This is a genomic window from Bradyrhizobium oligotrophicum S58 (genome assembly GCF_000344805.1).
Taxonomy (GTDB): Bacteria; Pseudomonadota; Alphaproteobacteria; order Rhizobiales; family Xanthobacteraceae; genus Bradyrhizobium; species Bradyrhizobium oligotrophicum.
Genome location: NC_020453.1, coordinates 2,984,641 through 2,998,408, shown reverse-complemented (window position 1 = coordinate 2,998,408; position 13,768 = coordinate 2,984,641). Strand labels below are relative to the sequence as shown.

Below are 13,768 nucleotides of genomic sequence, written 5' to 3'. Positions count from 1 at the left end.
CGCCTGCCCCGCCACGCCGGAAGTCTAGGAGTCGGCGTTTAAGGGCGCATTAAACATGCGGTTCAATTGCTTTTCACAGGCACGATCTTGCCTTCGATCTTCGGCAGTTCGGCGCTCGCCTCCGGCCTGTCGGCGCCGGCCCGGCGCGCGAGCTCGACCGTGAGCCGCTCGGCGGCCTCCGGCGTCATCAGGCCGAGAATGTCCGACATCTTGCGCGGGGCGATCTGCGAGGCGATCTCGAGCAGCACCGACATGTCGAGCCGGTCGAACACCTTGGCGGCGTCCTTCGGCTTCATGCCTTCGTACATCGTGACGATGCTCTTGAAGCGGGCGTTGTCGGCCTCGGTCTTGGCGGCCTGCGCGCCGGAGATACGGCCCTCGATCGCCTTCATCTCTTCGGTCTTGGACTGGATGCGCTGCTCGGCGGCGCGCAGCAGACTCTCGCGGATGTCGATCTCGCGGGCGCGCGCGTCGAGCTCCTGGCGGCGCGACTGCAGCCGCTCCAGGATCGCCTTCTCCGCCGGCGACACCTGCTGCTGGTTCTCCTCCGGCTTGATCACGACGCCATCGGGCTTGGTGTCCGGAGCGGCGGGCTTGGGCGCCTCTTCCTTCTTCTCCTTCGGCGCGCCGTGGGTGGAGCCGGTGACGATGTCATTGTCCTCGCGGCCGGGATAGCCAAGGTTCTCCTGGGCCCAGGACCGCTTGGGGGCTTGCGGGTCGTAGTCGAACACGTAGCCGCCATCGATCACGAGGCCAGCCACCTTCAGGACCGCGAGGCAGGCCACCGCGATCAGGACGACGGGAATAACGCGGATGTTACGGAACGCATTCATGCAGCAAGGCCACCAGTCCTTCGACGTTCAGAAAATGCCTGGGCCGCGGCGGCAACCGCCTTGGCGCCGGAGACGCGGACCGGCTCGGCCGTGATCGCCGGCACCGGCGCAGCCGCCGGCTCGGGCGCGGCTTCAGGAGAGGTGATGGGACGCGCGGCGCTGGCGATCCGCGACAGCCGGCGCACCACGCCGTCGCTCTCGGCGAGCTGCTTCCGCAGCTGATCCGACATCTGCGTCGCAGCCGCGAGCTGATTGCCGAGATTGTCGTTGACGTCGCGCACCGCCAGCTTGAGGCCGCCGATCGCACGCTCGGCGATCTCGGTCGCGGTGATCAGCTCCGCGATCACCGCCTTCAGCGAATGCTCGTCCGCCTTCAGCCGCTTCAGCCTCGCGTTGAGCAGCATGCAATAGCCGATGGTCAGCACCAGCAGGACCGCCACCAGGCTTTCGATGATCAATCCGAGTGAGTGGTTCATTGGGCCTCCATCAACTTGTTCTGGCCTTCGGCGCCTTCGAACATCGCAAGCGTCGTATTCGGCTTGCGCAAATTCTTGGTGACACGGATCGCGACGCGGTCGCCGACGCGGCCCATCCGCCCTTCCGTCAGCATGGTGCTGCCGCAGCGGACCGCGATCAGCGCATCGGGACGGATGTCGAGCGGCAGGGTGTCGCCGACCTTCAGCTTCATCAGCTGCTTCAACGGAACGTCGGCCTCGTAGAGCACGGCGTCGACGGCGATCTCGGCCTGCGCGATCTCGGTGGCGAAGTGGCCTTCCCAGACGGGATCGCGGCCGAACTTCTCACCCATGAACATCTGCAACAGGACCGGGCGGATCGGCTCGATCGTCGCATAGGGCAGCAGCAATTCGACATTGCCGCCGCGATCTTCCATGTCGATGCGCAGCTTCACCAGGATCGCCGCATTGGCCGGGCGGCTGATCGCGGCGAAACGCGGATTGGTCTCGAGCCGGTCGATGGTGAAGGTGACCGGGGACAGCGGCCGGAACGCCTGCTCGGCATCAGCCAGCACGACCTCGATCAGCCGCTTCACCAGGTTGGTCTCGATCGTCGTGTAGGGCCGGCCCTCGACGCGCATCTGGCTGGTGCCGCGCCGGCCGCCCAGCAGCACGTCGATGATCGAATAGATCAGGGTGGAATCGACGGTGGCGAGGCCGAAATTCTCCCACTCCTCGGCCTTGAAGACCGAGAGCACCGCCGGCAGCGGAATGGAATTCATGTAGTCGCCGAACCGCACCGACGTGATGCGGTCGAGCGTGACCTCGACGTTGTCGGAGGTGAAGTTGCGCAGGCTCGTCGTCATCAGCCGCACCAGGCGGTCGAAGACGATTTCGAGCATCGGCAGACGCTCGTAGGAGACCATCGCCGAATCGATGATCGCCCGGATGCCGGAATGGTCGTCGAGATTGACCTCGCCCGCGGTGAAGCCGAGGAGATTGTCGATCTCCTCCTGCGACAGCACCCGCTCGCCGCCGTTCTTGGTGGCGCCGAAATCGCGGCTGCCGTCCTCGACCATCGCGGCCCATTGCAGGGCCATCGATTCGGTGAGCTCATTTGCTGCTGCGGCTTCCGCGGCCTCCGTGGGATCCTCCGAATCGAGCGAGGCTTCCCATTGCGCGGCTATCGCATCTTGGTCGACTTGATCGTTGCCCGCCATGATCTCTGACTTCCGTAACCTTACTGGACCACGATTTCCTTGAACAACACCGCGTTGACCTGGTTGGGCGCCAGCGCGACGTTGACCCGCTTGGTGAGCTCCTCCTTCAACCGGAACAGGCCCGCAGAGCCGTTGAGGTCGCTCGGCCGGAGCTCGCGCAGATACGTCTGGAAGATGTCGGTGACGCGCGGAAGTGTCGGCTTGATCGTCTCGACCTGCTTCTCCTCCTTCACTTCGAGCACGATCTTGATCTTGAGATACTGGACGCGGTCACCGGGATTGCCGACCAGGTTGACCAGGAGGTCCGGCACCTCGACGAAGGCCGGCGGCTTCGGTGCCGGCGCCGCCTCGGCGTGATGCTCGTCGTTCTTGTGGCTGAAGAAGAAGAAATAGGCCGCGCCCCCGACGCCGAGCAGCGCCAGCGCACCGACGATCATGATGATCAGCTTGAGCTTGCTCTTCGGCGAGCCTGCTTGCTCCTCGCCTTCGCCTGCTCCGCCTTCATTCTCAGCCATGGCCTTCGGTCCCCAAAGGAAAATCGCGGGTCTTCAACCGATGCCGCCAGAAAGCTCAATGACGCGAAACCAACGCTCCCAGCGCATCTGCGCTTCGTAGAGTGAACGCTACGGTAACAATGGTTAACGGAAGCTTTCTTTTGCCGGGGCGGTGGGAAAAACTTGCCGGGCAATTATGGTTGACGAGACGTTATTGCCGGGCCTTTCAACCCGCGCCTCAAACCCAGATCATTGATCCCACAAGCAATTTCGAGTTGGCACGGCTTTCGCTGTACCCCTTGTGAACCCGCCGGCTTGGGAGAGCTGAACGGTTCTTGGAAGACCCGATCGAGACCGCCTTGGGAGAGGTGCCGCGAACGGGATTCGTTAAAAGGGGAGATCGACCGGTGGAGAATGCGCTTCTCATCGGATTGTCGCGGCAGATGGTGCTGGAGCGGCAACTCGACGTCGTTGCCAACAACGTCGCCAACGTCAACACCAACGGCTTCAAGGCCGATCAGCAGCTGTTCGAGGAGTATCTCTCCTCCGGCGCGCATGAGGACAATTTTCCGGCAGCCGGCCGCCAGGTCTCCTACGTGCAGGACCGCGGCACCTATCGCGACTTCTCGCAGGGCTCGATGCAGCACACCGGCAACGCGCTGGACGTCAGCATCGCCGGCGACGGCTTCCTGGCGGTGCAGACCGCCGGCGGCGAGCGCTACACCCGCGACGGCAACCTGCACATGAACAACATCGGCCAGCTCGTCACCGCCGCCGGCGATCCGGTGCTCGGCACCGGCGGTCCGATCGTGTTTCAGCCGACCGACCACGACATCAACATCTCGCCCGACGGCACCGTCACCGTGGTCGAGGGCATCAACCGCACCGACTCGATCCGCGGCAAGCTGCGCATCGTCAACTTCGCCGATCCGCAAGCCGCACAGAAGCAGGGCAACAACCTCTTCGCCGCCGTCGGCGGCGCCACGCCGCAGCAGGACACCAAGTCGACCGTGCAGCAGGGCTACATCGAGAAGTCGAACGTCAGCGCGGTCGGCGAGATGAGCAAGATGGTCGAAGTGATGCGTGCCTACACCCAGGTCGCCAACATGCTGCAGGTCCAGAGCGACCTGCGCAAGAACGCGATCGAGAAGCTCGCCGACGTTCCGGCCTGACCGCGACAGACTTGAAGGAGACGTGACATGCAGGCGCTTCACACCGCTGCGACCGGAATGGCGGCACAGGAACTCAACGTTCAGGTGATCTCCAACAACATCGCCAACCTCCGCACCACCGGCTTCAAGAAGCAGACGGTGGCGTTCCAGGACCTGATCTACGATCACCAGCGCCGGGTCGGCGCACAGTCCTCGGACCAGGGCACGATCCTGCCCGTCGGCATCGACATCGGCGGCGGCGTCAAGACCGTCGGCACGCCGCGCTCGATGACGCAGGGCACGCTGTCGCAGACCGGCAACGACCTCGATCTCTCGATCACGGGCGAAGGCTTCTTCAAGGTGCTGATGCCCGACGGCACCTTCCAGTACACCCGCGACGGCACCTTCCAGATGGACAATCAGGGCCGCATCGTCACCGCGCAGGGCAACCCGGTGCAGCCGACCATCACGATCCCGCAGAACGCCTCGGGCATCACCGTCAACGCCCAGGGCCAGGTCTCGGTGACGCTGCCGGGCTCGACCACCTCGAACATCATCGGCCAGCTCCAGGTCACCCGTTTCATCAACAAGGCCGGACTGCAGCCGGTCGGCAACAACCAGTTCACCGACACGCCCTCCTCCGGACCGCCGCAGGACGGCGTCGCCAACCAGGACGGTCTCGGCAGCATCACCCAGGGCAGCCTGGAGCAGGCCAATGTCGACGTCGTCAGCGAGATGAGCGAGCTGATCGCAGCCCAGCGTGCCTATGAGATGAACGCCAAGGTCATCTCCGCCGCCGATCAGATGCTGCAATCGACCACCGCGCTGTTCCGCTGAGGTTCGAGCTGGAGATCACCATGATGACCCGCACCCGTCCCTTCCTTCTCGCTGCCGCCCTGCTCGCTTCGACCGCGCTGTCGGCGCTCGCCGGCGAGGCCGACGACCAGATCAAGGCTCCCGTGCTGCGCGCATCCGTCAACGTCAGCGGCGACATCGTCCGCGTCGGCGACCTGATCGAGAATGCCGGCGTCGCGGCGAGCGTCGCCGTCTACCGTGCGCCCGATCTCGGCACCACCGGCGTGCTGCCGGCCGCGCAGGTGATCGCAACCTTGCGCAGCCACCAGGTCATCGGCGTCGACGTCCGCGACATCAAGGAGGTCGCGGTGACCCGGCTCGCCCGCGCCATCGACGCCAAGGAGGTCGGCACCGCCGTGGCCCAGGCGCTCGAGCACCGCAACGGGCTCGGCGATGCCGCCAATCTCAGCGTCAGCTTCGACCAGCCCGTCCAGGACCTGAAGTTCGACGCGTCGACCAGCGGCACGCTGGCGCCGACCAGCGTTCGCCTCGATCCGCGCAGCGGCCGCTTCGACGTCACTTTCGAGCTCGGCCATGCCAATGGGGCGAGCCCGACCAAGCTGCGCTACACCGGCACCGCAATCGAGATGGTCGAGGCCCTGGTCCTGACCCGCAACATCGATCGCAACGAGATGATCCGCGCCGCCGACCTGCAGATCGAGCGCCGCGCCCGCGCCGAGCTCGGCGGCGCCGAGCCCGCCTCGCGGGAGTTCGCGGTGGGCATGCAGATGCGCCGCCCGATCCGCGCCGGCCAGGCCCTGAAAGCCACCGACCTCGCCAAGCCGGACCTCGTGCAGCGCGACCAGACCGTCACGCTGATCTACCAGACCGCCGGCATCTATCTGACCACGCGCGGCAAGGCGCTGGAAGCCGGCACCGACGGCGACGTCGTCAGCGTGCTCAACCTGCAGTCCAAGCGCACGATCACCGGCCGCGTCACCGGACGTGGCCAGGTCTCGGTCGACATCACCGTCGCCAAGCCTCAGCAGAGCTCGGAGGCGGAGATCGCAGCCCCCGTCGCCGTCGCCAGCCGCCTGCCCGCCTCCGCCACCACGAAAGCCGAGTAAGTTTCATGTCGATGTTCAAGTATGATGCGCACAACTCTTCCGGCCTGCGGCGGGTCGCGCTGGTCTCGGTGTCCTTCGCCGTGCTGAGCTTCGCAGGCGGCTGCTCCTCGATCGACCGTCTCAGCCAGATCGGCGAGAAGCCGAAGCTGACGGAGATCGACAACCCGACCACGCAGCCGGGCTACAAGCCGGTGCAGATGCCGATGCCGAAGCCGGAAGCGGTGTCCTACGCGCCGAACTCGCTGTGGCGCAACGGCTCGCGCGCGTTCTTCAAGGACCAGCGCGCGCATCAGGTCGGCGACCTCCTGACCGTCACGGTCAGCATCTCCGACAAGGCCAACATCGCCAACGAGACCCAGCGCAGCCGCACCAACAAAGAGGATTCGGGCATCACCGACTTCGTCGGCTCGAAGACGCTGGGCGCCACCGGCAAGAATATTCTGCCCGGCCGTATCCTGACCGCCGACGGCACCTCGTCCTCCGACGGCAAGGGCTCGATCCAGCGCTCGGAAACGCTGACCACCAGCGTCGCCGCGGTCGTGACCCAGGTGCTGCCAAACGGCAATCTCGTGGTCGAGGGCAAGCAGGAGATCCGGGTCAATTACGAGATCCGCGAGCTGATCGTGGCCGGCATCGTCCGGCCCGAGGACATCCAGAGCGACAACACCATCGACTCCACCAAGATCGCCCAGGCCCGCATCTCCTATGGCGGCCGCGGCCAGATCACGGACATCCAGCAGCCGCGCTACGGCCAGCAGGTGATGGACATCCTGCTGCCATTCTGAGGCCAGCACCGCGGACCGGGCGGACCCAATCACGCCCGGTCGCACATGCAACCGCCGCCGTCGACCGCGTCGCTGGCCGGCATTCTGGAACGAGGACGGAAGAGACCACGACAAAATCCCTCCCCGCGCGGAGAGGGTCGGGCAAGGATGGCAGAGCGCGATACGGGTCATGGCGCCATGACCCTCGCAGCCGCCACCCTTCTCCTGAAAACGAGCTCCCACATTGCCCAATGCGAACCTAGGCGCAGCGGGTGATGTATACGCGGCCTCCGGTAGCTCCCCTGCCGGAGGCCGTGTTCGTTTGCGCGATACCCCTCAGCCCGAAACAGCTACTCTTTCGACGTGAGGTCGACAGGCATGACCTCGAATCCATTCGCGATCAGCTCACGAATCCTCAGCGTGACTTTCGCGGCCATGGCAGGGTCCTGACCGAAATTCGAAACAGCTCCATTGTGCAGGTCCGGGAAATAATCGGCTGTCATTGGCAACCGCGCGATGCGACTGACATCCACAATGAAGGGCTTTTTCTGCCCAGCGCGAGGGCGCGCGCCTCATCGATCAGCAAATGCGTGCTGGTGTAGGCTACGATGGCAAAAGCCCGGCCTCTTGCCCTACCGATACCGAGAACCAACGCGATATGAGCGAACGGCCCGGGCCCTCGCATCTCCCTGAACGGGAAATTACATCGGACCTAATCACCTGCCCTCATCTCTCAGGAGAATAGCATTCCGAGCGTGGCTCTCCGCGCCTCGTAAGTCTCGTCGCTCTCTCCCTCTTCGCGGTCAAGCACGAAAGCGGAACCCGCCCCCACCGCATCGTAGGACAGAAAGGTCTTGTCGCCGAGATCGAGCTCCATCTCACGCAGCAGGACGCGCATGACGTAGTCTTCGACTGAAAGACCCTCCCGCTCCGCCCGGCGTGCCACAGCGACGACGACGGACCGTTCGAGGCAGATGCTTTCCAGATCGCTCATGAGCCGTCTCCTTGGCCTCAATATAAGCCGGCGTGAACGGATACGTGAGACATGCTCGTGGCGGGCGGGTTTGTTCCTATTTCGTTCAGCCGTCCACCAGATGATCTCAAGCGGCAGGCCGGTACAGCGGCTGGATAGTGGTCGGACTTGCGGGGAACCAGCAGCATCACACGAACGCCGCCTCGACCACCCCGAGGCCATCCAGCTCCATCCGCACCCGGTCGCCCGCGCCAAGCCATATCGTCTTGACCAGGCTGCCGGTCAGGACGAGCTGCCCGGCCTCGAGCCCGTCACCACCGGCGGCAAGATGGTTGGCGAGCCAGGCCAGCGCATGGACCGGATGTCCCAGCACATCCGCACCCGTGCCCTCGCCGACCAAGGCGCCGTTGACGATGGCGCGGCCCCGCACCGCGGCCAAATCCGCGACGTCCGCGCGTGGGAGTGCCGGGCCGAGCACGCAGCCGGCAGCAAAGAAATCGTCGGCGACGAGCGTCGGCGCCCCCAGCGTCTCCCATTGCACATAGCGGTCGTCGACGATCTCGATCGCCGCATGACAATCGCCGATCGCCTCGACGACGCGTTCCATGGTGAACGGCGCATCCAGCGGCTGCAGGTCGTGCTTGAGCCGCACGGCGATCTCGCATTCGACGCCCACGCGGACGAAGTCGGCGGTGCGCAGTGTGACACCCGATTCGTGAATGCCGGACGTGAACACTCCGCCGGAACAGGGATGCGGAATGCCAAGATAGTCCTGCATCACCTTGCTGGTGCAACCGATCTTGTAGCCGGCGAAGTCACCCGCCTGTTCGGCGAGCAGCCAACGCACTTCACGCTGGATCTCGTAGCCGGCAGCTTCATCCTTCGGCTGAAGCTGAGGCGGCAGGGCACCCAATGGCGCCCGTTGCTTGCGGGCCTGCACAATCAGTTGCGCAGCGGCGAAGATGTCGTCTGCTCCCATGTCCCTTGAACTCCTCTGGCCCGCGGCCCGAACCGGCGTCGCAGGATTTATGGTGAACGATTTGTTTATAAACGAGATTTGGGCTCCCATCTCAGCTTCATCGATAATTTGAGACTGTGCGGCCGCGGCGCAAGCGGCGCCTCAACCGACCTCACGCTTCACGAGACCGAGTTCGAGCAGGCTTTCCGCAGTGGCGACGATTGCGTCCTCGTTGGAGCGCGGAGTCCAGCCGAGCAGACGCCGCGCCTTGTCGGCGCTCGCCTCGCAATAGCGCCCAAGCAGCGGCCGCACGGCGCGCAGCTGCGGCACCGCCAGGCCGAGCACGCGTGCCAGCCAATCAGGCAGCTCATGCCGTGGCACGCGCCGTCCGGCAACGCCCATCCGCGCGCGCAGGACCCGCGCGATCTCAAAAAGCGAGACACTCGGGCCTGCCATGGCCAGGAAGCGCTCGCCCTTGGCGGCCGGGGCCGTCATCGCCCGCAGATGCAGGTCGGCAACGTCGCGCACGTCGACCAGGCCGAAGTTGATCCGCGGCACGGCCGGAGCCCGCCCGGACAGCAGCGCCTGGACCATGGCGATCGAAGTCGAGAAGTCCGGCCCCAAGACCGGGCCGAGCACGGCGACGGGGTTGACGGTCGCAAGCTCCAGCGCGCCCCCCTCACGGGCGATGAAGTCCCAGGCAGCACGCTCGGCCAGGGTCTTGGACTTCGTATAGGGATGCACACCCGGGGCATCGAGATGGCTCCAGTCGGTCTCGTCGAATGGCCGGCGGCGTCCCCCATGGCCATAGCCGATCGCGGCAAAGGACGAGGTGACCACCACACGGCTGGCGCCGGCGTCGCGCGCCGCCCGCAGCACCCGCAGCGTGCCTTCGCGCGCCGGCACGATCAGCTCGTCCTCGTCCTTCGGCTCGTGAGCCGGCACCGGCGAGGCGATGTGGAGAACATGGTCGCAGCCGGCTGCGGCCTCCGCCCAGCCGTCATCCCGGGTCAGGTCGGCGGCATGGAACGACAACGGCCCGGTGTCGGTCGCGCCGCCGCGTGCCAGCATCGCCAGCACCTCGCTTTGCCGCTCGAGGCTGCGCAAGGTCGCGCGGACGCGGTGCCCCGCGGCCAGCAGTTGCAGGATCGCATGTGTCCCGATGAAGCCGGAGCCGCCGGTGACCAGAACGTTGCTCATCGCGGCTGCCTTCCCTGCTCTCGCCCCACCCGCCAACCTTTGACAGCGCGCCATGGCGGAGCGATGTCGGCCTGGACCGATCGGCGCCCGCAGACGGCAGAGCCGATCAAGTGGCGTCGACCGCGACGACGCTGGTCTCGCTCGACACCTCGAGCCAGGGCAGCTCGAACTGGCAGGTCAGTCCACGCTCGTCGAAGCTGCGCTGCAGATGCCTGACCGTGCGGGTCAGCAGGCGGCTGCCGAAGCCGACCACCGGCGGCTCGCGTGCCGGCGGCCCACCGCTCTCCTGCCAACGAACGAGCAGAACGTCCGGGCCGCGCGACCAGCTGACGTCGATATGGCCGCTCGGGGTGGTGAGCGCGCCATATTTGCTGGCGTTGCAGGCCATCTCGTGGATCACCAGCGCAAGCTGCGTGGTCAGCTCGACGGGGACCAGGATGGTGGGACCGCTGACCGCGAGCTGATCCGGCGCGCTGGCGAATGGCGCCACCTGGCTGGCGATGAGCGCAGCGAGGTCGGCGCCCTGCCAGTCGTTCTCCGCAAGGCTCGTGTGCACCGTGGCCAGCGCATGCAGCCGAGATATGAAGTCGCGGACCTTCGCGTCGTGCCGCGGCAGCAGCTGATGGGCGAGTGACTGTACCACGGCGAGGCTGTTCTTGACGCGATGGGCGAGTTCGTGAACCAGCAGCTCCCGCTTGCGGTCAGCCTCCTTCGCCGCGGTGACATCGATGTTGACGCCGATCATCTGCAGGTCGCTGCCGCCCTCGTCATGCAACATGCGGGCGCGCGCCTCGATCCAGCGGATGCTGCCATCCGGCAGCGGCACCCGCCATTCCGACTTCAGTTCGCCCGTGACCAGCGCCTGCTTGTTGTCCCTGTCGGCATGCGCCTGGTCCTCGGGATGAACGAGCGCCAGCCAATCCTGATACCGGCCGGGGAAGCTGCCGGGCTCGAGACCGTACAGCTCCTCGATCTCGTCGGACCAATGGCTGGCGCCGGACTTGCCGTCCCAGATGAAGGTCCCGAGCCGGCCGTATTTGGCCGCGAGCTTGAGCTGCTCGGCGCTGCGCGAGGCGTCGTCCCGCGCCTTGGCGAGAAGCCTGAAATTGTCCTGAAGGATACGCGCGCTCTCCGCCTGGGCCTCAGCAGCCGCCGCAAGCCGCGCGTTCAGCGCCCGCACCTCCGGCGGATCGGATGGCTCGGCCTCGCCGGGAATGGAGCTCCTGACCGCGATGCGGCCGAGCGGCCGTGCAATGCTGGTGCCGATCGCGGCCGCGAGCAGCAGAGCTAGTCCGCAGATCGTCGTCGCCGCGATGGTGGCGGTCTTGACGGTCGAGGAGATCGCCTGGGCAAAGGCCGCCTGCTTGATGCCGACGCCGACCGTCCAGGCGCTCAGCTGGGGATGCGCATTGGCGTTGATGACCCGATCGCCTTCGATCGACGGAAACTCCGAGACGCCCGCCACCTTGGCGTTTGCCCGCCAGCCCGCCGATGCCGGTTGCCCCGTGGTGGTCGCGTTTTTCGGGATGCGCGAGATATATCGGCCCTGGCCGTCGATGATGCCGACCAGCCAGTCGGCCGGCAGCTGCTGCTGCGCCAGGAGCCGCGTGTAGTTGGCGGCGGGCATGGCAATCGACAGGCAGCGGAACGGCTTGCCGTCCTTGAAGATGGGAACGTCCACGGTCGCCACCCACTCGCCAGAGCTGGGACCGGTGAAGATGTCTGAGATCGAAGGCCGTCCCGACTGGAACGCAAGCTCCTGCGAGCGCCGGCCTTCCGGGGTGCGCTCACCGAGCGGCTTGCCCGGCGTGGCCACGGTATTCAGCAGCAGGCGGCCGTCGGCATCGGACACGATGATCCAGCCTTCGCCGCTGACGACGCCGACGCGATGCGCTTCCGCCTCGAAGGCGGTGAGATCCGCCGCGCTGAGATCAGGCGACTTCGCCAACACCTCGGCCAGCACGATGTAGCGCCGCAACTCGGCATCGACGGCGCCGGAGATCGTCTGCGCTGCATAGGACAGCCCCCGGCGGATCGAGTCGTCGGCCGACTGCGCCATCGAGGCAATCACGTAGGCGATCAGCCCGACACAGGGCAGGAACAGAATGCCCGCCAGCAGCAACAGCCGTCCCTTGATGCTGAGAACGCCATAGGAGCGTTGCAAGGTGGCGAACACGCCCCTTGGTATTTCCGGCTCGCGCATGATCCCCCGCGGCGTGTTCCGAGATGGAACCCCAATCAATTCCGCAGGCGGGAAAAAGTTCCCGAGGTTCGAAGACAAACGCGCGAACGCCGGTACGCGCAGACTCCGGTCGGGATCCGCCGGGCGCTGGCGACGCCGTTGCCACGCTCTCGCCGAAGACGGGCAGCTGCGCCGTCTCGGCTGGCAGTCGTGATGAGATCCTGCGGCCGCATCCGGCAGGCGGCCGCAATCCTCGCTCAGTCGGGTCCGCGTCGCGACCTATTCGTCGCGATAGACCTTTTCACGCTTCTCGTGCCGTTCCTGCGCCTCCACCGACAGCGTGGCGATCGGACGGGCTTCGAGGCGCTTCAGCGAAATCGGCTCGCCGGTCTCCTCGCAATAGCCGTAGCTATTGTCCTCGATGCGCTGGAGCGCCGCGTCGATCTTGGAGATCAGCTTGCGCTGGCGGTCACGGGCGCGAAGCTCGATCGCGCGGTCGGTTTCCGACGACGCGCGATCGGCGAGGTCGGGATGGTTCACGTTCTCCTCCTGCAGAGCCTGCAGGGTGAGCTTCGATTCGCGCAGAATCTCCTCCTTCCATGCCAGCAGCTTGGCGCGAAAGTACTCGCGCTGGCGTTCGTTCATGAAAGGCTCTTTTTCGGAAGGTTTGTAGTTCTTCAACTTTTCCAAGGTCAGCCCATCTGTACGTGCTGGCGCCGGTTTCGGCACCGGCGGACGGAATACGCCCGTTCGCGGCCGCGTTATATAGCGGCCTCTTGTGACAGACAATATTTCCATCGACACGGGCGCCCCGCCGTTGCACAGGCAAATTTGGCCCGGTCCGGCGGGGAGCCTCGGGGCCGCCTCAGTAACCGACCGTGAAACGGGCCCGCCGGTGCGCCGGACGCTCGATTTCGTCGGCCATCGCCACCGCGAAGTCCTCGAACGTGATGAAGCTCTTGCCGTCGGGATCGACCAGCAGCTGGTCCGTTCCGAGCCGGAACTTGGCGGTTCGGGCGCCGAAATCGATCATCGCCGAGGGCGACAGGAAGGTCCAGTCGAGCTCCTTGTCCTGGCGCAGACGGGCGAGGAATGCCGCGCCCTTCTCCGCTTCGGCCTTGTAGGCGGCCGGAAAGCCCGGAGTCGTCACCAACGGAACGCCCGGCGCGACCTCCAGCGACCCGGCGCCGCCCACCACGAGGTAACGCGATACGCCCGAATCCTTGGCGGCGCCGATCAGGGTCTCGGCATCGCTGGCCGAGAAATGGATCGAGCTGATCGCAACGTCATGGCCGGCCCAGAGCCGGGCCAGCGCGGCGCGGTCGTTGGCATCGCCCTTCACCGCGGTGACGTTGGCGTGCTTCTCGATCTTGTCCGGATTACGGGCGATCCCGGTGACCTGATGGCCGCGACTGGCCAGCTCGGCGGTAATGCGGGATCCGGCCCGGCCGGACGCGCCGGCGACTGCGATCTTCATGCTGCAACTCCATGGGGTTCGAGATAGTTCGTTCGAGATCGTTCGGTCGGACGAACAGCCCTGGACGGGCTCCTCTTGGTATCCGATAGTGACTAGATAGCTGAACGAATGCTGGTGTTAAGAGCGCACTTCGAGATCA

General features: G+C 65.8%; 14 protein-coding genes. 4 read left to right on the top strand and 10 right to left on the bottom strand.

The features are described 5' to 3' along the window. Positions 1 to 62: 62 nt before the first annotated feature. Genes S58_RS12990 through fliL form a run of 4 tightly spaced genes read right to left on the bottom strand, consistent with a single transcriptional unit; the run spans position 63 to position 3,023 of the window. Positions 63 to 833, bottom strand: a complete 771-nt coding sequence (locus S58_RS12990) for a MotE family protein (protein ID WP_015665781.1) — start codon at positions 831 to 833, stop codon at positions 63 to 65. Beyond that, positions 830 to 1,309, bottom strand: coding sequence for a DUF6468 domain-containing protein (locus S58_RS12985; protein WP_015665780.1), 480 nt, complete (start codon positions 1,307 to 1,309; stop codon positions 830 to 832). The genes S58_RS12990 and S58_RS12985 overlap by 4 nt, the downstream gene beginning before the upstream one ends. Next, the gene (fliM, locus tag S58_RS12980) at positions 1,306 to 2,508 is read right to left on the bottom strand and encodes a flagellar motor switch protein FliM (protein ID WP_015665779.1); all 1,203 of its coding nucleotides are present in this window, start codon (positions 2,506 to 2,508) and stop codon (positions 1,306 to 1,308) included. Before fliM ends, S58_RS12985 begins: the two co-directional genes overlap by 4 nt. Positions 2,509 to 2,528: 20 nt before the next feature. Continuing rightward, positions 2,529 to 3,023, bottom strand: a complete 495-nt coding sequence (fliL, locus tag S58_RS12975; protein WP_015665778.1) for a flagellar basal body-associated protein FliL — start codon at positions 3,021 to 3,023, stop codon at positions 2,529 to 2,531. Between the two features lie 386 nt (positions 3,024 to 3,409). Between fliL and flgF the strand changes: the two genes are divergently transcribed. Genes flgF through flgH form a run of 4 tightly spaced genes read left to right on the top strand, consistent with a single transcriptional unit; the run spans position 3,410 to position 6,860 of the window. Continuing rightward, positions 3,410 to 4,174, top strand: coding sequence for a flagellar basal-body rod protein FlgF (flgF, locus tag S58_RS12970; RefSeq protein WP_015665777.1), 765 nt, complete (start codon positions 3,410 to 3,412; stop codon positions 4,172 to 4,174). A 27-nt stretch (positions 4,175 to 4,201) separates the two neighbouring features. Then, positions 4,202 to 4,990, top strand: coding sequence for a flagellar basal-body rod protein FlgG (flgG, locus tag S58_RS12965; RefSeq protein WP_015665776.1), 789 nt, complete (start codon positions 4,202 to 4,204; stop codon positions 4,988 to 4,990). A 20-nt stretch (positions 4,991 to 5,010) separates the two neighbouring features. Next, positions 5,011 to 6,075 (top strand): flagellar basal body P-ring formation chaperone FlgA, encoded by a 1,065-nt coding sequence (gene flgA, locus S58_RS12960; RefSeq protein WP_015665775.1) that lies wholly within the window; start codon positions 5,011 to 5,013, stop codon positions 6,073 to 6,075. Between the two features lie 5 nt (positions 6,076 to 6,080). After that, positions 6,081 to 6,860, top strand: a complete 780-nt coding sequence (gene flgH, locus S58_RS12955; protein WP_015665774.1) for a flagellar basal body L-ring protein FlgH — start codon at positions 6,081 to 6,083, stop codon at positions 6,858 to 6,860. 712 nt (positions 6,861 to 7,572) lie between these two features. Here the strand turns inward: flgH and S58_RS12950 are convergent. From S58_RS12950 to S58_RS12925, 6 genes are all read right to left on the bottom strand, one after another. Further along, entirely contained in the window at positions 7,573 to 7,833 is a 261-nt protein-coding gene (locus S58_RS12950) for a hypothetical protein (protein ID WP_015665772.1), read from the bottom strand. Positions 7,834 to 7,999: 166 nt separating this feature from the next. Continuing rightward, positions 8,000 to 8,791 (bottom strand): 2-keto-4-pentenoate hydratase, encoded by a 792-nt coding sequence (locus S58_RS12945; protein ID WP_015665771.1) that lies wholly within the window; start codon positions 8,789 to 8,791, stop codon positions 8,000 to 8,002. Positions 8,792 to 8,932: 141 nt separating this feature from the next. Next, positions 8,933 to 9,970, bottom strand: a complete 1,038-nt coding sequence (locus S58_RS12940) for an SDR family oxidoreductase (RefSeq protein WP_015665770.1) — start codon at positions 9,968 to 9,970, stop codon at positions 8,933 to 8,935. Between the two features lie 106 nt (positions 9,971 to 10,076). Next, positions 10,077 to 12,146, bottom strand: a complete 2,070-nt coding sequence (locus S58_RS12935) for a sensor histidine kinase (protein ID WP_244440756.1) — start codon at positions 12,144 to 12,146, stop codon at positions 10,077 to 10,079. 285 nt (positions 12,147 to 12,431) lie between these two features. Beyond that, on the bottom strand, positions 12,432 to 12,797 hold the full coding sequence (dksA, locus tag S58_RS12930; RefSeq protein ID WP_015665768.1) for an RNA polymerase-binding protein DksA: 366 nt from the start codon (positions 12,795 to 12,797) through the stop codon (positions 12,432 to 12,434). Positions 12,798 to 13,017: 220 nt separating this feature from the next. Beyond that, positions 13,018 to 13,629 carry an NAD(P)-dependent oxidoreductase gene (locus tag S58_RS12925; RefSeq protein WP_015665767.1) on the bottom strand — a complete coding sequence of 204 codons (612 nt, stop codon included), beginning with the start codon at positions 13,627 to 13,629 and terminating at the stop codon, positions 13,018 to 13,020. Positions 13,630 to 13,768 lie beyond the last annotated feature (139 nt).